The organism is Mycobacterium hainanense, from assembly GCF_041890355.1.
GTDB classification, from domain to species: domain Bacteria; phylum Actinomycetota; class Actinomycetes; order Mycobacteriales; family Mycobacteriaceae; genus Mycobacterium; species Mycobacterium hainanense.
On record NZ_CP169059.1, the window covers coordinates 1,241,292 to 1,264,404 of the forward strand.

Sequence of the window (23,113 nt, forward strand, 5' to 3'; positions counted from 1 at the left end):
ATTCCTAAGACGGCGGCAACGGTGCCGCAATGCGAATGAGGCTCGCACTGCGATAAATTGCGGAGCTCGGCATTTCCGGCATCCAATAGCCGCACTGTATGGTCAGCCAAACCTTGGTGATATTGAAAGCTGGAGCAGCGCTGGAGATCGTGCTCCACTTGGTTCCGTCAGTGGATTTTTCCCAGTAGAGCAAACCCGTCCCCGACGAGTGTCTTATTCGAAGCCACAGTCCGGGCGCATAACCGCCTCCGTGAAAATATTCGGTGGTGTTCCAATTGATGGTTTGGGAGTTGATCAGTTCCCCGGCTTCCCACTCCATGTAGGCGCTCGCCGTCTCGACGTCTCCGGGATTGGCGGACGCTATCAATCCGGTCTCGGTGTGGCCTCCACCCACGGCGGGCGGCGTGATCAGTTGAGCGGTGAACGCCGAATCGGTGAGATCGTAGGGGACGGGCGTGACGATTTGACCGTGGTAGTCGCTCTCACACGCCAGCACCAGTTCGCCATTGCTGACCGAAGCACCGGCACCCCAAGTCCACAGGGAGGTGTTCTTGATGGCGAAGTTGTCGCTGAAAACCGTCAGATCGTCCGCGTAGGCGGTGACCGGGGCCATCACGGAAATGGCGAGCGCCATGGCCGTTGCTGCTGCGACATGACCGACACGCGTCGCTGGTGCATGTCGCTTCGCTATCCAAGCGCACATGGCCAACAGGCCCGAACCGCCAAACGGCGCCTTTTGCAAGGGTTTTCGCGGCTTGCCGCGCGACCTATCGCTGAGGTCCTGCGGCGGCTGGGGGCCAACGCATAAAGACGGGCCCGCGTCGCCCAACCCTGACGCGCGCTGAGGGCCGGTCACGACCGCCGCGAATCGCAACAGCTCGAACGCGGGATGATGTCGTCGACGTTCACGGCCAGCACGTCGGCTTGGCGGCACGTTACCCACAGGGCGCAGGCCCCCATGTTGGGTGCCGACCGCGACAGCGGCCCCGGTCAGGCGACTGGGCACCCCAGAGCGGGCTAGCCCGCAGCGGATGCACGACATCCGATCGGCTTTGCACCGCACTGAATGCTTTCGATTTGCAGTTGTAGGACGGCAACGGCTTGTGCAACTTCCGGCCCATGGCCCGGCACTGGCCGGACCTTGCGCAGTTCTCCGAATGCCCGGCGGGGCTGGCCTTTGTTGGTAAATTCGTCGCCATGTTGCTTCTCGTCCGGGCGTGGCGACGCTGAGCGACCGAGGCGACGTCATCGCCGACACCTGGTACGCGGAGGCGTTGGGCCTCCCATCGCTCGACACGGTGGCTGTCGGCTGGGTTGGGTGGCTTGCGCACCGTGGGCCGCTCGGCCGCGGGCTGGCGCTCTGGTGGTTGGGTCGGCGCAAGCGGGTGATCGTCACGACACCCGCGGGGGCATCGAACCGCGTGCTGCTGCTGATGGCGCGTCTCTCCCGCCGCCCGACGCCGCAACTCGTTCTGCTCGAATTCATCCCGGTGATCGGGGCGCAGGCGCGCGCCGCATGGCGGGGCGGCCCCGATTCCCGCACGCGTGCGCTTGCATCGGCCGCCTTCTGGCGGCTGGTCGCCCGGCCGGTGCTGCAGCGGCGGCTGCTCGCCGCTCATACGCCCACCGAGTGGGAGGCGGAGCGTTTCGCGCAGCTGTTCGGGCTGCCGGCCCAGCGTTTCCGGCACGTCCCGTGGCTCAGCACGGCCGTCCAGGGTCCGATGCCCTCGCAGGACGGTCGCCACGGGGTGCTCGCGTCCGGCCGCGCCGCCTGCGATTGGGAGGCGGTGTTCGCCGCGGCCGACGGCCAGCCGTGGCCGCTGACGGTCGTTTGCTCCCGGAGCGACGAGCCGACGGTGCGCCGTCTCAATCGGGATCACCGTGCGACGGTGCTCTGCGAGATCCCCCGCGAGGAACATGACCGCCTGATGCGAAGCGCCGCGGTGTACCTGCTCGCCCTGCGCGACGCGGCGGTGAGCACCGGCCAGGTGCGCCTGGCGGAGGCGGCCGCCGCTGGAACGCCGGTCGTGGCAAGCGACGTTCCGGGTTTGGCGGGTTATCTCGAGGACGGCCGGACCGCATTGGTGTACCGGCCGGGCGACGGTTCCGGCGCCCGGGAGGCGATCGCTCGGCTCTACGCGGATCCAGAGCTCCGCGCGTCGATCGCGCTGGCCGCATGGGAACGCTCCCAAACGTGGACTCGGGACCGGTATCTCGAGGCGATCGGCGAGTTCGTGGACAGCGCGATCGGTGCGCTCTCGGATTGATGCGCACCCACCGACGGGCCGACGGCGGCGACGAGAACGATGACGACTTCCGGAGGCCATGGTTTTCCACCTAACGCCGGCTGGACCCGAAGGTCACCCGTCTTGGCTCGCCAGCTCGGTCCAGAGCCGCGTCAGCCGCTCGTGCCAGCGGTCGATCTTGAAGTCTTCGGCTCGGCTGCGCGCGGCGGTCCCCAGTCGGACCCGCAAGTCCTCGTCCTTCACCAGTGCGGTCAGGGCCTGCGCGATCTGGCCGGGAGAGCCGGGCGCTACAACCAAGCCGCTTACCTGATCGCTGACCGCCTCGCCGATGCTGCCGACCATGGTCGTCACCGGCGCCAACCCGTACGCCATGGCCTCAAGCAGCGCCATCGGCAGACCCTCAGCCCGGCTGGCCAGCACGAAAACGTGTGCGCCGCACAATAATTCGTCTCGTGCCGCCGGGTCCAGCCACCCCGCCACGTGAATCGTCTCCTGCAGCTCCGCCGCGGTGACCGCTGCGCGTACCTCGTCGACTTCGCCGTCTCCGGCGAGTGTTACGCGCAAACGGTCACGAACTTCCTCAGGAAGTGCACCGACGGCGGCAATCAGGTCGTAGCTGCCCTTGCGCACCCCCAGCCGACCGAGCGCCACGGCATGTATCCGTGCGACGCCCGATTGGCTAACCGGGGTATCCGGAATCCGAACGGCGTTGTGCAGGACACTGATCCGGCTGCGGGTCAACTGCAGTCGGCTCGCATACTCCTCGACGTGGGGCTCGCCCAACACCACCCAGTGATCGGCCACCAGCAGACGCCGCACCGCTCGCTGGCGCGCGGGCGACAGCGCGTCAAACCAGCCGCCGAAATCGCAGCTGTGGCCATGCACTACGGCCGGCACACCGGCCAGCCGCGCCGCCCACAACGGCAGCGCCTTCCGGATCACACTGCCGCCGTGCGTCAGATGAACGTGCAGGACGTCGGTATGGCCACGCAGCACCAGCCACGTCGCGCGCAGCATTCCGTAGACGCCCACACCCAATCGCCGCCATACCGAGGCGTCGACGAACGTCGGCACCACCGTGATGTCGACGCGCTCACCGGGATGGGCGGACATCAAACTGGCCACCGTTGCGATGCCACCACGGCTGGTCGCCCCGGCGGGCGCCGGACCCACCACGAGCACCCGGAGCCGCTGATCTTTCGTGCGAGCGTGCATGAAACGACGCGCCGGCCGGCGCTTGGGTGTCGCGCCGGCATCGGTGCCGCGCGGGGTGGAACGCACGCTGGCAGTCACTGCGCCCCGCCCGTCAACGCCGGTGCCGGCTCGGCGACCGTCAAGGCCGGTGGCTGTTCGGCTCCCGGTCGCTCCTTGCGTCCGCGGCTGCCGAACCCCATCGCTGCCCCAAGGGCCAGACCCAGCGTCAGCGCGCCATACCCTTCCGGCATCGGATTGACGGTGCAACTCACCAGGAGGGCGACACTGACCGCCACACTGATCTTGGCCGGCGCCGACGCGCACCGCAGCGCCCGGATCAGCGGTATGAGCGCGAACAAAGCGAATGAGGCCATGCCCACCGCCCCGGCTTTGGCCAGCCACCACAGGTAGAAGTTGTGAGCGTAGGTGGTGCCCTCGCCCGCTGTGAACGAGCCCGGCTTCCCAAACGGGAGCTGATAGGCGTATCCCAACCCATTGCCGAACACGGGCGCTTGGGCGATCGCGCGATTGAGATTGGCGTCTTCGGCCAGTCTGTCCAGCACCGAGTGGTCGACGGCGAGCACCTTTGTCGAAACACCGCCGAGGACCCGGTTATTGAACGCGGTGTACTGATCGGCCAGCCAGTCCCCGGTCGGGGAATGCTGAAACAGGAACAGCGCACCGGGTACTGTCACCGCGAATACCGCCGCGACGGCGAGCACGAGGACGCCTGTCCGGCGCAGGCTCCACCAGCCCAAGCTGGCGACGATCGCAACGAGGGCGGAAACCCCGATCTCGATCAAGGAGATGCGCGCGAACGAGAGCAGCGTAATGATCGCCGCGGGTGGCCCCAACGCAAGATAGGTCCCGAGGCGGACACGGCCGACGATCGCCGCGGCGACCAGTGCGGTCAACACGGCGATGGCGGGATCGTCGGCCGCGGTAATCACGCGGGTGCTGGCTGCGGCGCCCGCGCACTGGGCCATCCCACTGCATCCTCCGCCCGTCCCCGCCAGGCTGAACTCGGCGCCGGCCAGGTGTATGACGTGCAACGAACCAGCCACGATCATGGGAGCCGAAAACCACAACGTGACGGCGACGGCGTGCAACGCTCCCTTGGCGTAGCCGCAATACACGATCAGCAGCCCCAGCATGAACCCGCCGATCACTTCGCACAGAAACTGCGCCTCGTGCACCACGACTTTGGCTTCATGTCCGGTCGCGAACCCCGCTATCGTCCCGCACACCACGACAAACAGGAACATGCCCGGTAACAGGTAGGCGGAGAGACGGGGCTTCACGATCGAGATCAGGTAACCGATCGCCAGTAGCACCGCGGCGTGGTAGGCCCAGATATCCACCGGGCCGAACACCATGCCCATGTGCCATTCCGCGGGAAGCGCCGCGAACGACAAGAAGAGCGCGACCCACACCATGAGCTCCGGCTTGATCCGGTACACCGCCACGCAGAACAGCAGGCCGAGCAGCGCGAGCCCACGAAAGTTGCGCACCGAAAGTGCGCCAAATACGAAGCATGCGAACAGAAAAGCCGCCATGATCGCCCCGGAGTAGACGAAGCGCCTTCGTCCACGCACGTAAAGGATCACGACACGCCAATGCGTTTCGCCCCGGTCGGCTGTCGCCAGTACGTCCGGATAGCAGCCTTGGTGTGGCGGGATACCTTCGCGTCGGTCAAGACGGTGCCGACGACGGCGGTCCCGGTTGAGCGAAGGGCATGCAATGCGTCCTGGACCTCGTCGATGGTGGTGCGACCGGCGCGCACAACCAACACGGTGGCTTCAACAGCGTCGGCCAGCAGGCCGGTGTCGGCGGTGGCCAGCACCGGCGGACCGTCGATTACGAGGCGGTTGAAGTGAGTGGACAAGTCCTCGAGCACATTCGGCAGGTCGGCACTGCGGGGCAGTGTCTCGTCGGCGCGGGCGGTCCGCGATGCCAGGACAAACAGGTTCTTGACGGACGTGCCGTGCACCGCTTCGCCAGGTACCGGGCAGTCGGTGAGGGCGCTGGCGAGCCCCAACCCCGACTTGACGCCCAGCAAGCCGGCGATTTTGGGTCGGCGAATATCGCCCTCGATGAGCAGCACCTTCTCGTCGAGTTCGATGAAGGACAGCGCCAGATTCAGCGCCGTGGTGGTGGAGCCTTCGCCGCCGAACGGCGCCGCCACCAATACTCGGTGGCCGTCGGGTCCCATCGCTCTGAGCAGTCGGTTCCGTAGGCCGCGCACGGCGTCGTCGAATGCGTTCTCGGTGCCGAAGCGCGGTGCGCTGCCTCGCCGCGCCGGCAGTTCAGCCAGAGTCGGCAAGACAGCCAGCTCTTCGAGCTGCTCGCGGGTGCGTACGGTGCGGTCAACCGCGTCGCGGCTCAGGGCCATCGCAATGCCGAGGAGCAGGCCACCGATGACGCCGAGGACCATATTGCGCGTGGGCGCCGGCGAAATCGGTTCAGCGGGTACGCCGGGCCGTTCCACCACCGTCGCCTTGGCTAGCGGCAAGGGGGGCTGACCCGGTGCCGGCTGCCAGGGAGTGGGAGCGGATGGGGTTGACGAAGGCTGTGAGGTGTCGGCGTCTTGGGCTGGGCGTGCACCGGGATCCATGCCGAGCGTGGGAACGATTGCGGTGAACTGGTCAGCCATCGCGCCGGCCAGGTCCGCCGCCCGCTGCGGGTCGGCGTCATTGACCGTGATGGTGAACAGCATCGAGTCCGGCGTATACGTCGCGTGGGTCTGGCCCGCAAGCGCATCCGCGCTCATGGGGATGTGGAGCTGGTCGACCGCGCGCTGAGCCACCGTGGACCCGCTGGCGACCGCGGCATACGAGGACAGGAGCCTCTGCGAGGACTCAGTGGCGTTGTACACATCGTTGAGAGACGTCACGCCGGAGAACGACATCATGATGGTCGCAGACGCCTGGTAATGCTTCGTCTGCAGCGCAGTTAGGGCCCCGGCACCCGCCACGCACGCCAGTAGCGCGCCCACCACGAGTTTCCAATGTTGGACCATAGTCCGGACAAAGGTACGGAAAGTCATCCAACACCTCACTAGAAGTACGTTAAGTCCACCATAGCGTCTATCTTGTTGGATGTGAACCGGAACTAACAAACCGGCCGCATGCTGCACGAGCTAATGTGTCAGAGATTTCCCGCGCCGCCCGCCGCAGTGTGTGCGCCTGAGCGGTGCGGGTCGTACCGAGCCGGAAGCGGAGTGTTCAGGTGGCAGATGGTGCAGAAGCTGGCTCATGAGAACGAAGCGCGGCCATTCGTCCGACCACGGGATCCCCCGACAGACGTTTCTTCGTGGCGCCGTTTCACTGTTGGCGACCGCGGGCATGTTGCCTAGCGCACGGGCAGCCGCAGACCGTGCGACCGACTGGAGCGGTCTGACCTCGTCCACCGAGGGCGCCATCACCACCGAGATGTCGGTCATCCCGTACAGCGCCCCGGACATCCCCAATCCAGGTCGCGGCATGTACGACTGGAACGGCGTGATCGATTTCCCGGTCGGGTCCGCAGCCAGCTGGCCGGTCGGCCCGGAATATTATCTGCGCTGCAATTGGTCGGACATCCAGACCCGCAACGGCACCTACGACTGGGCGTTCCTCGATCACCACGTTGAGACGGCGGCGTCAAACGGGCAGCGACTCGCGCTCTGCGTCATGCCGATAAACCCATGGCGCGCCAACGGCGTGCCCAACTACCTGCGGGGCACATCGGCCGTGACCGCTTACAGATACGGTGGCGCCACATGGTATGAGCCGAACTACAACGACCCGGAATACCTTGCCGCCGCTTGTGAATTCATCACCGCCCTTGGGACCCGCTACGACAAAGACGAACGGCTGGCATGGTTCGAAGTGTCGCTTTATGGTGATTGGTCGGAAGGCCACTGCAGCCAGAGCATCAACGACCTGGGATTAGCAGTTGCCTCCCCGGCGGAAAGCATGGCTGCGCTGGGTCATTGGGATGGGTACCGTCAACAACTCATAACTCTGGCGTCAATCACCCAGCTCGTCAACGCGCACATTTCCGCCTTCCCGAATACGCAGCTCATTTGTCCTGGCGGAGGAGCATGCTATCCAATCCCCAAACTGCTATATGCGGCGTACACGGCGGCGGAGATAGCCAAACCGCCGGGATTCCGATATGACGGTCTGAGCGCTCCCAGAACTTGGTTCCTGGCGCCGCTGCCAACGTGGGCTATCGACCCCGCCTCTTACTACGTCTCGATCAATGACCCCCTCGTCGCAGTGATGATGAGGCAGTGGCAGATCGCACCGATTCCAAGTGAGCAGGGCGACTACACCGATTATGATTCCTGCCTCGTCAACGTGGTCAACTACGGAGTCACGCTGGTGGCCAGTCAAAACGCGGGCGCCACGACGGACTCCCTTGGTCTCGCCATCAAGTACTCGGGCTACCGCTACGCCGTGTCATCGGTAACGGCCCCACCCAGCATCCCGCAGGGCGACGGCCTGCCGATCGAGGTCACCTGGACGAACTACAACGTGTGTCCCACCTACGACAATTGGCAGATCGTCTACCAGCTGCGAAACAACGCGGGCACGGTCGTTTCCAGCCTCGAGTCGTCGTTTAATCTCAGGACTCTTTTCAACCCGGCCCAGTGCAGCACTGATCCCGGGCAAGGTCTTCCCAGCGACCCGAGTGTGGGCCCGCCGCTCGGCGCAAGCTCCACCGACGCGATAACGATCCCCACGACGGGGCTGGCGCCTGGCGTCTACACCATCGCCGTCGTCGTGACGTGGAACGAACACAAAGCCGGCGCCACGTACACCTGGAATTATCCCCCGATGCGCTTGGCCCAAACGACGGGGCGGAATTCGGATGGGTCCTATCCTCTTGTCGATGTCGCGCTCACCTAGACCCTTTCGCCCGACGTATCTTCGATATTCAAACGACAATGATGCGGCCGTCGCCCTAGTCGAGTTGGGTTTCTTTCAAAGCGCCAATTTGTCGTTGATCACGGGGCCGGCGTCATCACACGTAGAGAACGCGGGATCCCAGATGTCCTCGGCGACCCTGGTCCCGGCTTACACACCCCAGTCCGACGTCGACGGTCCCCCTGGCGCCTCGCGCCGCCATCGTCCGAAGCGGAAGCCGGGAGCGGGAGGGGAAGCGGGTGCAATGCGGCGACGTAGGCGACGATCAGGGCGTTCCTGGATATGCCACTGGGCCTCGCTGAAGCGTCAGCGGCAGCCTGAGGTCTCACCTCGATCTGGCTTGGGTGGGGGTCCGCTGGTCCGGCTCGCCCTCGCCAGCCCATGCTAGAAACCAAAAGTCTGTGAAGGGATGGCAATCATCCCAATAGTATGTAGAATGGGCCCAAAGCTGAATTATCCGTCTGTAGCAGCCAGTGCAGGGCCATCGCCGCTCGCTTTGCGGCGGCGTGGTGGTTGGCGGATCGGTCCACCGGCGGGCCGGTCCATATTCGGTCGGTCCATGTCCGTGATGGAGGAGCGCATGTCGTTCGTGTCCACGCAGCCAAGCGCTGATCGATGATCGATTTCGCAACGCTACCCCCGGAAGTCAACTCCGGGTTGATGTATACGGGCCCAGGCGCAGGACCGATGCTGACGGCTGCGGCGGCGTGGGACGTTCTGGCCACCCAGTTGTACGCGACTGCCTCGGCATACGGTTTGGTGATTTCGGACCTCGCGGCTTTGTGGCTCGGACCGTCATCGGTAGATATGGAGACCGCCGCGGCGCCCTTTGTGACTTGGATATCCACGACTGCCGACCTGGTCGAGGCAACCGGCACGCAGGCCAAGGCGGCAGTGGCCGCGTACGAGGCGGCGTTTGCCATGACGGTGCCGCCGCCAGTGATTGCGGCCAACCGCGCACTCTTGCACATGCTTGTCGCGACAAATTGGTTCGGCCAGAACACGCCGGCGATCATGGCCACCGAAGCCCATTACATGGAAATGTGGGCCCAGGACGCGACAGCGATGTACGGCTACGCTGCGGGGGCACTGGCGGCGTGCACGCTCGCCCCCTTCACCGTTCCTCCGCTGATGACCGCCGCGGATGCCTTGGCCGCACAAGCCGGCGCGGCTCAACAGGCGGTACAGACCGCCGCCAGCACCGCGGCTCAAACGGTGTCGCAGTTGAGTTCCGTGCTGTCTACCCAGCTCAGTTCCCTGCTCTCCGGCCAGCTGAGTTCGATCATGTCCGGTCAGCTGAGCACTCTGCTGTCGGGCCAGATGGGCTCGATGATGAGCAGCCAAATGAGCTCGATGCTGTCCGGCCAGCTCGGTTCCGTGCTCTCCGGTCAGTTGGGCACCGCGGCGTATAACGTGGTGCCGGCTACCACGGCGATGGGCTCCACATCGTCGTCCACATCGCCGGCCGCATCGTGGGCCACCGCTGCGTCGTTGCCCACGGCGCTTACCTCGAGTTTGGCGTCGGGCGCCGGCACCGTCGGGTCGATGTCCACTCTGGGTATGTCCGCGGGCGCGCTCATGCAAGGTTTGGGGCCGGGCGCGAGCCTCTTCGGTGGCCATCTCCAGTCGCTGGGATTCGCCGTGGGTAACGGGATCGGCTCGGGGAGCGGTGTTTTCGGCATGTCCGGGATGAGCAGCATGCAAGTGACCGCGGGTGTGGGCCGGGCGGCCTCACTCGGCATGCTCTCGGTGCCACAGAGCTGGGCATCGACAGCCCCGGCGTTTAACCAGGTCGGCTCTGCGTTCCCGGCCGGCAGCCTCGGCGCGACACCGGCGGCCGCCCCGGCAGCGTCGCCGGGCACGCCCAACGGAATGCCGATGCCCCCGAAACCCGCCGCGGCACGCGGCAGCGACGATCCTGGACGTCCTCCACTCAAGGCTGGCTACCGCCCCACCGTGGTGCAAGAACCGGTGTACGTCGGGTAGGGAAGGGGGCCATTTGAGAGTTACTAGCCGACGGCTATGCGGCCACGCAGCCGTCTAGTCGTCACAGTCCACCAACTATCCAGAAATTAAGGAGGCAGTCAGATGCCTATGCGATTTATGACCGACCCGCACGAGATGCGGGCGATGGCAGGACGTTTCGAAGTGCACGCCCAAACGGTGGAGGACGAGGCCCGCAAGATGTGGGCGTCCTCGATGAACATCGCCGGCTCGGGCTGGAGCGGCCAGGCCCAGGCGACCTCGTACGACACCATGGGTCAGGTCAACCAGGCCTTCCGCAACATCGTCAACATGCTGCACGGGGTTCGCGATGGATTGATCCGCGATGCGAACAACTACGAGCAGCAAGAGCAGGCCTCGCAGCAAATCCTGAGCAGCTAGTTGCTTTTCACGTTAGGAGTACAAGATGACCATTAATTACCAATTCGGCGACGTTGATGCCCACGGTGCCCTGATCCGGGCGCAAGCCGCGTCGTTGGAGGCCGAGCACCAGGCCATCATCCGCGATGTCCTTGCCGCCGGGGACTTTTGGGGCGGCGCCGGGTCCATGGCGTGCCAGCAGTTCATCACCGAGTTGGGCCGCAACTTCCAGGTGATTTACGCGCAGGCCAATGCCCACGGGCAAAAGGTGCAGACGGCCGGCAGCAACATGGCCAGCACGGACAGCGCGGTGGGCTCCAGCTGGGCCTAACTTTTCAGGCCCTCTCGGATGCGGCCGGGACGGCTCAGGACTGGTGTGCTGTTGCTCGGCGATTGCCGATCACACGCCGCTCAACCATGTGCCATGCCGGTCGCCGATCGGCATGGCACATTCCCTGTCGGCCAAAACATTCCACGTAACCGACGAGCCTAACTTGACCTCACCGATCTACACGGCGTCGTGGGCAAGCAAAGGCACACTCAGGCGTCCTGCGGCCAACAGTGGAGTCATTGCGTCCGCCGCAAGGGGACGCGATAGCAAGAAGCCCTGTCCTCGGTAGCACCCGTGCCGCATCAAAGTCAAAGCGGCGGCCGCGGTTTCGACTCCTTCGGCAACCAATTGCAGGTCGAATGCCTCTGCGAGCCCGATGATCGCCCTGACGATCGCTAAATCGCTGGAATTGGAGCCTAATTCACGCACGAAAGTCGTGTCGATTTTAAGCATGTCGACGGGCAGGGACTTCAGGTGGGAGAGAACGGCGAATCCAGTGCCGAAATCGTCGATGGCGATTTGGACGCCAACTTCTTTCAGGTCGGCGAGAGTGCGCTGGGTGTTCTCGACGTCGCCGACCACGATGCGTTCAGTGATCTCCAGACACACCGAGCCGGCATCGATGTTGAACTCGGCCATGCTGTCGGCGACCGTGCGGACGAACCCGTTAGCGACCAGCTGGATCGGCGAGACATTGAGCCGGAGCATGACATCAGGTCCAAGGCCGAGTGATTGCCACTTGCTGAATTCAGCACAAGCTGTTCTGATCACCCATCGGCCCAGTTTCCCCGCGGCATTGGTCGACTCGGCGATACCGATGAACGAATCCGGTAACAGCAGCCCATGCGCTGGGTGCTGCCAGCGGACCAGCGCCTCGACGGCCAAGATCTCGCCCGTCCGCATGTCCACCTCGGGCAGATAGTGGAGGATGAGTGCGTCGCTGTCGATCACGCCACGCAAATGCAGGTCAATGTCGTTCTGCAGAGTCGTCTTGAGCGACATGTCCTGGGTGAACACCGCAACCTCGTTGCCTCCGGCCCGCTTGGCCGTCAAGGCGGCTTGATCTGCCTGGCTGACCAGGTCGCCTGCGGTGTCACGGCCCGGAATGCCGATCGCGACTCCGACGCTGACACTGCGGCTGACCAGTTCGCCTCCGATCGAAACGCTGCACTGAGTCGTCAGCTGTAGCTGTCGAGCAAGCGATATCGCCTCGTCGGCCGACATCGACTCACTCGGAACGAAGACGAACTCGTCTCCGCCGACGCGGGCGATCACGCCCGGCCCAACTTTCAAACGCAGCCGCTGGGCGAACACCCTGATGAACCAATCGCCGGCGCTATGGCCCAGGTAGTCGTTGATGGATTTCATGCGATCGACGTCTAAGTACAGCACCGCGACTGGGCCGGCTCCTGACTTCGCTAGGCGCTCGTGGAGGTGTCCCATCAACGCTCGACGATTGTGCAGATCGGTCAGATCGTCGTGCTCAGCCAGGTATTGGAGCTTGTCTTCGGCAGCAAGATGAGCCTTAAGCTGTGCGAACAAGGCGGCAACCGCCTCGAGCAGAATGAGCTCCTCCGGAGCCCAAACCCTGTCGCCGAATTTGACCAGGCCGAGCAACCCAGTGGTTATCGCTCCTCCCCAAACCAAGGGGGCCGTGGCCACCGATGGCGGCGGCAACTCCTGGCCATCCTTGGCAACCGGGCATGGGAAGCCGTCGTTGGCTGGGTCTGGACGCACCACCGCAGGCCGTCGGGCATGCTCGGTGCGCGCAAACAGCGGATTGGCGTCAGGGAAGTAGACGACGGCCAGTGGATCCGGGCTCGGATGCTCGTAACGCGGTGGCCATTCCGCGACCAGCGTCGAGACCCGGGCCTTGTGATTGTTGTGGCGCAAGAAGCCGGCATCGACGTCGAACTCCTCGACCAGTTGCGCCAACACCCGTTCGATCACGTCTTTTGCCGTGCGCGGGTTGGCCAGCATCAGCTGAGTGGCAACGGAGGTGACGACACGATCCAGCCTGCCCGACATTTATGTCCTCCTGCACGGGCGATGCCCGCGGCGCGGGCCGGGGCTATCGTATCGTTGAATGGTTCGAAGCGTCGCGGTAACGGTCATTGTTCGAGGGCGGCATCGGACCGGGTTTTCGACCAACCGAACGTCAGCGCAATGGTCTGTGCCGTCTGCAGCACGAGTGGCTTAAAGTCCCTCGATCGCCGCCGCGCTCGGGTCTGGTCGCCGCGTGCCGGGCGCCGACGTCCATTCCGTACGGCTCGAGGTTGGCGCGCCTGAACAGCGGGTCAGCAGTAGAGTTGGCGAAGACTTTTAGCCAACTGAATCATCCGGTTTGGTCACCTATCCGTCACGGGATTACGACCGAGGAGCGACCATAACTTCCTGCACCGCTCGTATTCTCGACGCCGCTAATCCTGCGGACAACGCACTATTGGAGCAACTGCGCGCTGACCCGGCCGTCGAATTCATCGACCACCACGAGCAACAACTCGATGAATTGAGGAAGCTTCGCCCGCCTCCCGATCCGGACTTGCTTGCCGAACCCTGCCGATGGGCGTACTACCCATGGCGAAGGGCCGTCGTGGCGGTCCTGGGCCCCAGGGGGTTTCGGGCGGTGCGACTGGACCGCAACAGGAATCTGATCACCACCGAGGAGCAGGCGCGGCTCGCCGAGCTGCGTATCGGGGTGGCGGGTTTGAGTGTCGGCCATATCATCGCCCACACCTTGGCCGCGCAGGGCCTCTGTGGCGAGCTTCGGCTGGCGGATTTCGATCGTCTCGAATTGTCAAATCTCAACCGGGTGCCGGCGACCCTCCTGGATCTTGGCGTGAACAAAGCCGAAATCGCCGCCCGCAGGATCGCCGAACTCGATCCGTACCTATTGGTCCGCGTCCAGGACGCCGGACTGACCGTGGAAACCATCGATGAATTCCTCGACGGCCTCGACGTTGTCGTCGAGGAATGCGATTCATTGGAAATGAAAGTCAGGGTCCGGGAAGGCGCCAGGGCACGGGGGATACCGGTGCTGATGGCCACGAGCGATCGCGGACTGCTCGACGTGGAACGCTTCGATTCGCAGCCTGATCGGCCAATCCTGCACGGTCTGCTCGGCGACTTGGATCTTGCGCGGCTGGCGGGCATGAGTAGTCGTGAGATGGTTCCCTACCTGCTGCGATTCCTCGATGCCGAGCAGTTGTCTGCCCCCATCCTGGCGTCGGCGGTGGAACTCGACCGCACACTATCCACGTGGCCACAGGTGTGCGGTGACGTCGTTGTGGGCGCCGCTGCGGTCGCCGAGGCGGTGCGCAGGATTGGATTGGGTCAAGAGTTGCGGTCGGGCCGGACGTGCGTCGACGTGGGATGGTCACTCGATCAGCTGGCCGAACCTCAAATGGTCACCGAGGCTCCCGGCCCGCCGGCCAACCAGTCAAATCTCGAATTGCCAGGGGTTTTGGGCATCATCGCTACCGCGGCCATTCGGGCGCCGTCCGCCTCCAACGCGCAACCATGGCAGGTGGAGGCCGGCCCCGACGCCGTCACCATCCGGCTGGACCCGGAACACACGTCGATGTTGGATATCGGCTTCCGCGCCAGCGCAGTCGCGTTGGGAGCGGCCCTTTTCAATGCCAGAGTTGCCGCTGCCGCGCAGAAGGTGCTCGGACCGGTGATCCTGCAAGATGGTCACGTCGGTGCGCCGTTGCAGGCAACGTTGCAACTGGCCGACGGTGATGATCCTGAACTCGCCGCCCTCTACGAATCCATGCTGGAGCGTGAAACCAACCGTCGCATCGGGACGCGGCGCCCGATCGACGCCCGGACGACCGAACTTCTGCACACCATTGCCGAGCGTGAGGGAGCCCGACTCGACCTCCTCACAGAACCCGACGAGATCGGCGAGTTGGGAGCGATTTTCGCCGCGTCGGACCGTGCCCGATACCTGACGCCGCGATTGCATGCCGAGATGGTTGCCGAGCTTAGATGGCCGACTGATTCAGCTGCGGACACGGGCATCGACGTGCTCAGTCTCGAACTCGACCGCGGTGATCTTGCGCTGATCGGCATTTTGAAGCGCCCTGACGTCATGGCTCGTCTTGCCGAGTGGAGCGCCGGGAGCGCTCTCGGCGCGGATTCTCGCGTTCGCGTGTCCACGAGTTCTGCGATAGGCGTCATCTCGGTATCGGGGAGCGACTTGATGGACTTCGCCCGCGGTGGATCCGCCGCGGAGGCGTTGTGGATCGAAGCACAGCGGGAGGGGCTTGCCGTTCAGCCCATTTCGCCGGTTTTCTTGTACGCGCGAAATGTCGATGAGCTGGCCGAGGTGTCGGTGCCGTTTGCTGAGGAACTGGACGAGTTGCGGAGACGATTTCGGCAGCTTGCCCGCACACCGCGGGACAGTTCTGTCGCGCTTGTGCTGCGATTCGCCTTCGCAGGGCCGGCGTCCGTCCGTAGCCGACGGAGCATTGAGCGCGTCCGTTTGCAGTAGCGTCAATACCCGTTACGGTGTGGGAATGCCCAGCGTGTTGGACGATCTTGTTACCGCGGCGGCCGCCGATCTGACGGCGGCCACAGCGGCCAATCATGTCGTCATCAGCGAACGGGTATTGGCCGGGTTGATCACCCATTTCGGCGTCGAGTTCGGTTTTCTTCGCCACAACGACCCCACTATCCGCGCGACCGTGCTCGTTGCTGAATGGCCGCCGCGCGACAACGTCCCTGACCCCGATCCGATCGCTGTGGTCTACTTCGCCGATGCCGACCCGGTCTTCGCGGGAGCCGAAAACCTCCAAGCGCCAGCCGTTTTGCGTTCCGATGGCGTGGACGCCGACTACCAACTCAATATCAAGGAGGCGACGGGCACCGCTGTCGGCTCACTGGCCTGCGTGCCACTACTGTCCGGAGGCATCACCACCGGAGTTCTGGGAGTCGGCGATCTTGGTGACCGCCCCTGGTCATCGGAGGAGCTCAACGCGCTCCAGGCGATCGCCACCCTGTTTGCTCAGGTGCAGGCCCGCGTGCTCGCGGAGGGGCAGACTGACCACCCGGCTGCGACCGGTGACCTGACCGGCCAGGCGGACCTCGGTCCGATTGCACGTCCCGACGAGCGACTCGCTGACGGACAGCAAAATCCCGGCCTCCGAACGGCAACAGCGGCTACCGTAGGGGGGATGCCCGGTTCGTTGGACGATTTGGTCACGGGGGCCGCCGCCGAGTTGATGGCGGCCACGGCAGCCAACCACGTCGCCGCCAGTGAACGGGTGCTCGCTGAATTGGTCACCCATTTCGGCGTGGACTTCGGCTTTCTCCGCCACAACGACCACACGATCCGCGCGACGGTACTCGTCGCATCGTGGCCACCGCGGGAAAATGTTCCCGACCCGGACCCGATCGGTGTTGTGTATTTCGCCGGTGCCGACTCGGTCTTCGCGAGGGCCGAAACGATGAAAGAGCCCGACGTGTTGCGCCCGGAGCCGGCAAACGCCGACTACCAGCAAAATATCGAGGGCGCCACGGGCGTTCCTGCGAGCTCGCTGGCCTGCGTTCCGCTGTTGTCCGGCGACCTCACTACCGGCATCTTGGGCTTCGTCAAGTTCGGTGACAGGGAATGGTTGCCAGAAGAGCTCAACGCCCTCCAGGCAATTGCCACCCTGTTCGCGCAAGTGCAGGCCCGCGTCGTCGCCGAGGAACAGATCCACTACCTCGCCGAACACGACGACCTCAGCGGCCTAGTCAACCGCAGGGCGCTGATCGCTCATCTCGACGATCGACTTACCAAGGGCGAGCCAGGCCCTGTCTCGGTTATGTTCCTCGATCTGGACCGCTTCAAGGTCGTCAACGATCAACTGGGCCAAAATGCCGGCGACCGATTCATCGAGGCTTTCGCCGCGCTGTTGCGCGACGTCAGTGACGTGCCCGCGGTTATCGCGCGCTTCGGCGGAGACGAGTTCGTCGTGGTCCCGACGGCACCGATGGATATCGACAACGCCACTGCCTTCGCTCATCGGTTGCAGAGTCAACTGCACACCCACATCTCGATCGACGGCGAGATGCTCACCCGAACGGTCAGCATCGGGATCGCCACCGGACTTCCGGGCGAGGAAACCGCCTCCGACCTGTTGCGCCGCGCCGACCAGGCCACCAGGGCGGCAAAGCGTTCCGGCGGCGCGGAAGTCGCGGCCTTCAGCCCGGAGATGGCCGCGGATGAAACTTTGCGCAACGACGTCGAATTGCGGTTGCGCGACACAATCGACAGCGGCAGCGGCGACCTGGTGCTGCATTATCTTCCGGAATTCGACATGCAGACCGGCGAGGTTCTTGGCGCCGAGGCCCTTATCCGGTGGCAACACCCGACGCGCGGGCTCCTGATGCCGGATTCGTTTATCGGCGTCGTTGAATCAATCAACCTGGCCGGGAAACTCGGCCGCCTGGTCATGCGCTCCGCATGCGCGCAGTTGGAGCTCTGGCAATCCCAGGGTGTGGGGCATGGCTCCGTGATGCGCGTGAATGTGTCGCCTGTCCAACTGGTCGCGGACGGGATCGTTGAAACCGTTGCCGCCACCCTTGACGAGTTCGGCCTCGCTGCGAGCTCGGTATGTCTGGAAATCACGGAGAGTGTCGTGGTGGCGGACATCGACGCCACCCGCAAAACGCTCACCCGCTTGAAGGACATTGGTGTGCAGATCGCCATCGACGACTTTGGTACCGGCTACAGCGCGCTGGCCTACCTGAAGACCCTCCCGGTGGACTCGCTGAAGATCGATCAAGGATTCGTCCGTGAGCTCGGCACGAATGAGAGCGACCGGGCGATCGTGCAGTCAATCGTGGCTTTGGCCAACGCCTTCGGGCTTGACGTTGTCGCCGAGGGCGTGGAGACCGTAGACGCGGCAAGGGCGTTGCTGAATTTCGGGTGCCGGCACGCACAGGGTTTCCTGCTGTCTCGGCCCTTGGACGGCGCGACAATGGGTTCGTTGCTCGCCAAGCGGGTCGTACCGATGAACTTCTAGAGACGCCGACTCTCGAATCGCTCGATTGAATTCCCCATGGCTTGCCGGTGAATTACATCTGCGCCCCTTGTGGCAGCGCAGTCGCCTATCCGGACGGGGCCATCATGCGCGTTCGTAAAAGCGGCCTTCGGCGACGTGTTGCCGGTTGAAATCCTGAGTGACGCGGGTTGTTTCTCTGAGGATCTTGGCGACCTGTTCTCGTTCTGCATGCTTTACGAAATCGCGCCGATCCCACCACATCATTTTGGTCTGGTAACGCTCGTCGGGATAAGGCGTCGCGGGAATGCTTGCAACGACGCCCCCGGATGAACGCCACCGGTTCAACACGTAGGCGGCTGCTGTCGCCATACAGAACTGAACATCGAGCAAAGCCATCATGTGGAAACCGCTGCGCGCGAGCACGGCGGTAAGACACCGGTTCTGGTCACGATCATCGCTGACCCACGCCGACTTCATCTCCAGGACGCCGAACGGCACGCGGTCGTTGATCATGTCGCGAACGGCCTGCTGGCTAGGTTGCCCCGCCCACTCGGCGACCGCATGCGAATCATCGGCCGACTGCAGTGGACCTTTGGCTCGAACCCCCGCCACCATCTTGCCGTCGCTATCCATCGCGGCCAAGAACATGATGGTGTCGGCGCCGGTGCGCAACGCGTCCTCATCCAATGCGCATTCCACTCCGTGTTTTCGGTAGCTGCGCTGCGCGCCTCGCGCATAGTCGGACCACAGGCATCGATCGATCGACGGCTGGGAAACCACGAGCGTGCAGTCGGTGTCGGGATCGTGCCAGCTGAGATTTTCTCGGAGCCGGAATCCTGCGACGGACGCAGCGGTTTGCGAGAATGCGGTCATCGGCATCCTTCGTGTCGGGGCGCCGACTCTTCGTCTCTATTTCCGGCGCCTGGGGTACCTATGGGTTGGATTGATGCCTCTCGCGAGGCCGCGACCCTGCCGGACGCTGTAGTTCGTCCCGTGGACCTTTCTTTGTGGATGTTGCACAGACTTGCGGGATCTAAACTTCCAGCGCAACTCGGCCATCATATTACAAATCGGCTGCTACTCAACTACTAAAAACGTGTTCAATAAGTATCTTTTTGCTCTCAATGCGGCGACTGCCCCGGCGTTTGTGACTTATCGGTAATATCCGACCGGGCGGTCAAAGCCGGATGGCAATGTCGACCCGTCGATGTGGTTGCTCGCCGTGACAAGTTAGTTTTCGTCAGCTGCTGAGGATGTCCAAAATTGGCTCCGCCGCCGGCGCGCCACTCTACACACAACAGTGGCGCCGCACTCCAGGACCGTCGACGGCTGTGACCTGCAGGCCGTGCGCGTGGCGGATCGGTAGTCCAGCTGGTTGTGTCGCATGAAGGCGAGCGGCAAGCAGGCGCCGCGCATCAGCTGTGGTGCATTGAGAACTTACCCGGCGCGCGCACCGGCCCACCGGGGCCGCGTATCAGAGTTGTCAGCGCACGTGCTGCTTCTCGCCCAAACCGCAGCCCTGACGGATTTGATTGCGAGACCGCTTCTTTGTCGGCATTAATGATTAGGCCACTGCGGTTATTCATCGGTTTTGAGGACGTCGCCACAAATATGTATTGGGTTGTCTCGTCTCGTCGTATCTCTCCTACACCAGCTGGTATTGTACGTGTGTTGATCGGCGGGTTTCCCCGGCGCGACCACGCAAACAGTTATTTGCCCGCCCTTTGCCCGCGTTCGCGCCAATATTTCGCAGTTCGCCGTTTGCCTGCGCGACCTCCGGTCAGGCGGGTCGCAACACTCCAGTTGGCGACCCCGCCGTGGCGTCCCCGAGGCAGGAGGTGGTCAACCGTCCAACGCGCGATATCGATGCACGGAGGTCTCGTCCTTGCCGCACTACTGCGAGAAGCCATACCCTGGGTCGGGGTCGGACCGCGAGGTGGGCGGGAGGCCTGCCGCGGGTACGCGAAGACAGGGCGGGTTCATGGCATTGCGGGCACCGCAAGGGTCCATGGTGGGTGAGCCTAGGGCACCCGGGACATCCCAGTGGCCTTGACCGGCGCGCGCGCCGACGAGCTGGCGACCATGGACATCTTCAAGGGATGTCCTACCCCCGATCTCGCGCCGTTGGCGGCGTCCCTGCAACCGCTGCGCACCGGGTCCGGCCAAGTGCTGATGAAGCAGGGCGAGCAGGCCGTTTCATTCCTGCTCATCTCGTCGGGCCTGGTCGAGATCACCCACGTTGGCGACGACGGCGTAGTAATCGTTGAGCATGCCTTCGCGGGCATGCTGATCGGGGAGATCGCGCTCCTGCGCCATATCCCGCGGACCGCGACGGTCACCACCGCCGGGCCGCTGACCGGTTGGATCGGCGACAACGACGCGTTCGTCCGCATGGTGCACATCCCCGGGGTGATGCAGCGGCTGCTGCGCACGGTGCGCCAGCGGCTTGCCGGCTTCATCACGCCGATCCCGATCCGGGTCCGCGACGGCACACACCTGATGCTGCGCCCGGTTTTGCCGGGCGACAGCGAGCGGACCGTGCACGGACACATCCAATTCTCCAGCGAGACGCTGTACCGGCGCTTCATGACGCCGCGGATGCCCACCCCGGCGCTGATGCACTACCTGTCGGAGGTCGACTACGTCGACCACTTCGTCTGGGTGGTGATCGACGGCAGCGACCCGGTGGCCGACGCGCGTTTCGTGCGTGACGAGGCCGACCGCAGCGTCGCCGAGATCGCCTTCACCGTCGCCGACGCATATCAGGGCCGGGGGATCGGTACCTTCCTGGTCGAGGCGCTGTCCATCGCCGCCCGGGTCGCCGGGGTCGAAAGGTTCTCCGCACGAATGCTTTCCGACAATCTGCCGATGCGGGCCATCATGGACCATTACGGGGCGATCTGGCAGCGCGAGGACATCGGCGTCATTACCACCGTCATCGATGTGCCGCGTCGCCGCGACCGTGGGTTCCGGCGTGAGGTGGCCGCCCAGATCGAGCACGTCGCTCGCCAGATGATCGAGGTGGTCGGCTGAACCCGTTCCGGGTCGGCCCGGTTTCCGCGCTCGCGTTGGTGGTCGCCGCGTGCGGCCACACGCCCTCACCCGTTCCCTCGCCAGCGTCCACGAAACCGCCCGCGCCGAAGGCGGTCAACCCGGCCAACATCAAGCGCGTCGTCCGCGAGCTGCCGCCCGGCTACGAGGCGGCCACGGGGATCCCCAGCGGGGCGTCCCCCCGGGTGATCTGGGGCCTCGGGCCGGAGGCGTTGGACACCCACGCCAAACCGGCGCAATGCGGGCAGCTCGCCGACCCAGGCGACGGGCGTGACCAGACGGCCCAGGGCGTGTCCGGGTCGGGCAGCGGCGGCATCGTCGACGCGGTGGTGGTGGCTTTGCCGGGGCCCACCGACCTGCCCGGCGGCGTGGTGGCCGCATGTGGTCAGTGGACGATGACCGCCGGACGCACGACAGCAACCGTGCACCTGACCGACGCCCCGCACATCGACGGCGTCCCAACCGTCGGAATGGTGGCCGACGTCAGGTCCTCGGTCGAGTCGGGCACCGAGATAGATTCGCGCACATACACCTTCACCGCCTATCTGGGCGACTTTTACGCGTTCACCACGCTCATCACCGACCCGGGCTCGGTAGTGCCCGCGCTGCCACCGCAATTCGCCGCCGACCTGCTCGTCAAAACGGTGTCCACGTTGCGCAGCTGACGCACGCCCCTTGGGTAGATTAGCCACGGTGTTCAAGGTGGCGGTCACGGTCGCGGCGGTGGGTGTGCTCGCCGGCTGCTCGTCGGGGGCGTCGACCTCGGCGAAAGTCGACATCAAGAAGGTTGCCGACGTGAAGTCGAGCTTCGGGCCCGACTTCAAAGTCACCGACATCGGCGAACGGGGGATCGATCCCAAGGTGCTGTCCGGCCGCAAGCTCCCGGAGGGGCTGACGTTCGACCCCGCCAACTGCGCGAAGGCGGCGACGGGGCCGGACATGCCGCCGGATCTGCAGGGCAACATGGCCGCGGTGTCCGCCGAGGGCAAGGGCAACCGATTCGTGGTCATCGCCGTGGAAACCTCAAAAGCCTTGCCCCTCAACGAACCCGGGAAGGACTGCGCGAAGGTCGCGTTCTCCGGGCCGCAGCTGCGCGGTGGCATAGAAGTGGTCGACGCGCCGCAGGTCGACGGGACCCACACGCTGGGAGTGCACCGCGTGCTGCAGGCGTTGGGCGCCGGCGGCCCGCGCACCGGCGAACTCTACGACTATTCGGCCCAATTCGGCGATTACCAGGTGATCGTCACGGCCAATCCGCTGGTGATCCCCGGGCAGCCGGTCGCGCCGGTCGATACGCAGCGCGCGCGCGACTTGCTGGTGAACGCGGTGAAGGCCGTCCGGACCTAGCGCGATGACGGTGAGCGCCGGGACGGCGCGATTAAGGAATCGCGCAGTCGGATCTAGCGCGATTAATATAAGGCCTACCGCACGCCGCGCGGGCGGAACTGGATGCTGATGCGTGGACCCACCGGCGCCGACGTCTTGGGCACGGCGTGCTCCCAGGTGCGTTGGCACGACCCGCCCATCACCAGGAGATCCCCGTGCGCCTGCGGCAGCCGCAACGACGGGCCGCCGCCCCGGCGCCGCATGGCGAACGTGCGGGTGGCGCCGAGGCTGATGATCGCCACCATCGTGTCCTCGGAGCTGCTGCGGCCGATGGTGTCGCCGTGCCAGGCGACGCTGTCGGAGCCGTCGCGGTAGCAGCACAACCCGACCGTCGTGAACGGCTCGCCGAGTTCGCCGGCGTAGATGTCGTTGAGCCGGCGCCGCAACCGGGCCAGCAGGGGATGCGGCGGCTCGTCGACGGTGAGGTCGTGAAAGCTCACCAGCCGGGGCACGTCGACCACCCGGTCGTACATCTGGCGGCGTTCCTCCCGCCAGGGCACCGCGGTCAGGAGGGCGTCGAGCAGCTCGTCGGCCTCGGCGAGCCACCCGGCCCGGATTTCGATAAAGGCGCCGTCACCGAGTTGCCTGCGCTCGGTGTGCTGGAACAGGGAGCCTTGTACCGCCATCTCCACGACA

The 23,113-nt window shown here is 64.7% G+C and carries 17 protein-coding genes and 1 pseudogene; 11 read left to right on the forward strand and 7 right to left on the reverse strand.

From position 1 onward, the window contains the following. Window positions 1–4: 4 nt before the first annotated feature. The gene (locus tag ACEL92_RS05990) at window positions 5–634 is read right to left on the reverse strand and encodes a hypothetical protein (RefSeq protein ID WP_374024724.1); all 630 of its coding nucleotides are present in this window, start codon (window positions 632–634) and stop codon (window positions 5–7) included. A gap of 583 nt (window positions 635–1,217) precedes the next feature. On the opposite strand from ACEL92_RS05990, the gene ACEL92_RS05995 reads away from it, so the two are divergent. Beyond that, entirely contained in the window at window positions 1,218–2,267 is a 1,050-nt protein-coding gene (locus ACEL92_RS05995; protein WP_374024725.1) for a glycosyltransferase, read from the forward strand. 93 nt (window positions 2,268–2,360) lie between these two features. Here the strand turns inward: ACEL92_RS05995 and ACEL92_RS06000 are convergent, their stop codons facing one another. The 3 genes from ACEL92_RS06000 to ACEL92_RS06010 all read right to left on the reverse strand — a co-directional run bounded on the left by ACEL92_RS06000 (window position 2,361) and on the right by ACEL92_RS06010 (window position 6,486). Beyond that, window positions 2,361–3,461 (reverse strand): glycosyltransferase family 4 protein, encoded by a 1,101-nt coding sequence (locus tag ACEL92_RS06000; RefSeq protein WP_374024726.1) that lies wholly within the window; start codon window positions 3,459–3,461, stop codon window positions 2,361–2,363. A gap of 74 nt (window positions 3,462–3,535) precedes the next feature. Next, complete coding sequence (locus tag ACEL92_RS06005) at window positions 3,536–5,047, reverse strand: O-antigen ligase family protein (protein ID WP_374024727.1); 1,512 nt, start codon at window positions 5,045–5,047, stop codon at window positions 3,536–3,538. Then, window positions 5,044–6,486 carry a P-loop NTPase gene (locus ACEL92_RS06010; RefSeq protein WP_374024728.1) on the reverse strand — a complete coding sequence of 481 codons (1,443 nt, stop codon included), beginning with the start codon at window positions 6,484–6,486 and terminating at the stop codon, window positions 5,044–5,046. The genes ACEL92_RS06005 and ACEL92_RS06010 overlap by 4 nt, the downstream gene beginning before the upstream one ends. Window positions 6,487–6,694: 208 nt before the next feature. On the opposite strand from ACEL92_RS06010, the gene ACEL92_RS06015 reads away from it, so the two are divergent. The 4 genes from ACEL92_RS06015 to ACEL92_RS06030 all read left to right on the forward strand — a co-directional run bounded on the left by ACEL92_RS06015 (window position 6,695) and on the right by ACEL92_RS06030 (window position 11,048). Further along, complete coding sequence (locus ACEL92_RS06015) at window positions 6,695–8,335, forward strand: beta-galactosidase (RefSeq protein WP_374024729.1); 1,641 nt, start codon at window positions 6,695–6,697, stop codon at window positions 8,333–8,335. Between the two features lie 678 nt (window positions 8,336–9,013). Beyond that, window positions 9,014–10,339 carry a PPE family protein gene (locus ACEL92_RS06020; protein ID WP_374026095.1) on the forward strand — a complete coding sequence of 442 codons (1,326 nt, stop codon included), beginning with the start codon at window positions 9,014–9,016 and terminating at the stop codon, window positions 10,337–10,339. Between the two features lie 102 nt (window positions 10,340–10,441). Beyond that, entirely contained in the window at window positions 10,442–10,738 is a 297-nt protein-coding gene (locus ACEL92_RS06025) for a WXG100 family type VII secretion target (RefSeq protein ID WP_374024730.1), read from the forward strand. A 25-nt stretch (window positions 10,739–10,763) separates the two neighbouring features. Next, on the forward strand, window positions 10,764–11,048 hold the full coding sequence (locus tag ACEL92_RS06030; RefSeq protein ID WP_374024731.1) for a WXG100 family type VII secretion target: 285 nt from the start codon (window positions 10,764–10,766) through the stop codon (window positions 11,046–11,048). Window positions 11,049–11,225: 177 nt separating this feature from the next. Here the strand turns inward: ACEL92_RS06030 and ACEL92_RS06035 are convergent, their stop codons facing one another. Then, window positions 11,226–13,076, reverse strand: coding sequence for a putative bifunctional diguanylate cyclase/phosphodiesterase (locus ACEL92_RS06035; RefSeq protein ID WP_374024732.1), 1,851 nt, complete (start codon window positions 13,074–13,076; stop codon window positions 11,226–11,228). Between the two features lie 316 nt (window positions 13,077–13,392). On the opposite strand from ACEL92_RS06035, the gene ACEL92_RS06040 reads away from it, so the two are divergent. From ACEL92_RS06040 to ACEL92_RS06050, 3 genes and pseudogenes are all read left to right on the forward strand, one after another. After that, window positions 13,393–15,543, forward strand: coding sequence for an Rv1355c family protein (locus ACEL92_RS06040; protein WP_374024733.1), 2,151 nt, complete (start codon window positions 13,393–13,395; stop codon window positions 15,541–15,543). Between the two features lie 25 nt (window positions 15,544–15,568). Next, window positions 15,569–16,048 (forward strand): annotated as a pseudogene (locus ACEL92_RS06045) (GAF domain-containing protein); the annotation flags it as partial. A 177-nt stretch (window positions 16,049–16,225) separates the two neighbouring features. Then, window positions 16,226–18,061 carry a putative bifunctional diguanylate cyclase/phosphodiesterase gene (locus ACEL92_RS06050; RefSeq protein WP_374026096.1) on the forward strand — a complete coding sequence of 612 codons (1,836 nt, stop codon included), beginning with the start codon at window positions 16,226–16,228 and terminating at the stop codon, window positions 18,059–18,061. A gap of 102 nt (window positions 18,062–18,163) precedes the next feature. Here ACEL92_RS06050 and ACEL92_RS06055 read toward each other — a convergent pair whose 3' ends face one another. Further along, window positions 18,164–18,913, reverse strand: a complete 750-nt coding sequence (locus ACEL92_RS06055; protein WP_374024734.1) for a hypothetical protein — start codon at window positions 18,911–18,913, stop codon at window positions 18,164–18,166. A gap of 1,209 nt (window positions 18,914–20,122) precedes the next feature. Here ACEL92_RS06055 and ACEL92_RS06060 point away from each other — a divergent pair. The 3 genes from ACEL92_RS06060 to ACEL92_RS06070 are packed head-to-tail and all read left to right on the forward strand — an operon-like array spanning window position 20,123 to window position 22,438. Continuing rightward, window positions 20,123–21,073 (forward strand): GNAT family N-acetyltransferase, encoded by a 951-nt coding sequence (locus ACEL92_RS06060; protein ID WP_374026097.1) that lies wholly within the window; start codon window positions 20,123–20,125, stop codon window positions 21,071–21,073. After that, window positions 21,070–21,756 carry a DUF5642 family protein gene (locus ACEL92_RS06065; protein WP_374026098.1) on the forward strand — a complete coding sequence of 229 codons (687 nt, stop codon included), beginning with the start codon at window positions 21,070–21,072 and terminating at the stop codon, window positions 21,754–21,756. The genes ACEL92_RS06060 and ACEL92_RS06065 overlap by 4 nt, the downstream gene beginning before the upstream one ends. Window positions 21,757–21,784: 28 nt before the next feature. Then, window positions 21,785–22,438, forward strand: a complete 654-nt coding sequence (locus tag ACEL92_RS06070) for a DUF5642 family protein (RefSeq protein WP_374024735.1) — start codon at window positions 21,785–21,787, stop codon at window positions 22,436–22,438. Window positions 22,439–22,512: 74 nt separating this feature from the next. Here ACEL92_RS06070 and ACEL92_RS06075 read toward each other — a convergent pair whose 3' ends face one another. Next, on the reverse strand, window positions 22,513–23,109 hold the full coding sequence (locus tag ACEL92_RS06075) for an alpha-ketoglutarate-dependent dioxygenase AlkB (RefSeq protein ID WP_374024736.1): 597 nt from the start codon (window positions 23,107–23,109) through the stop codon (window positions 22,513–22,515). Window positions 23,110–23,113: the final 4 nt, after the last annotated feature.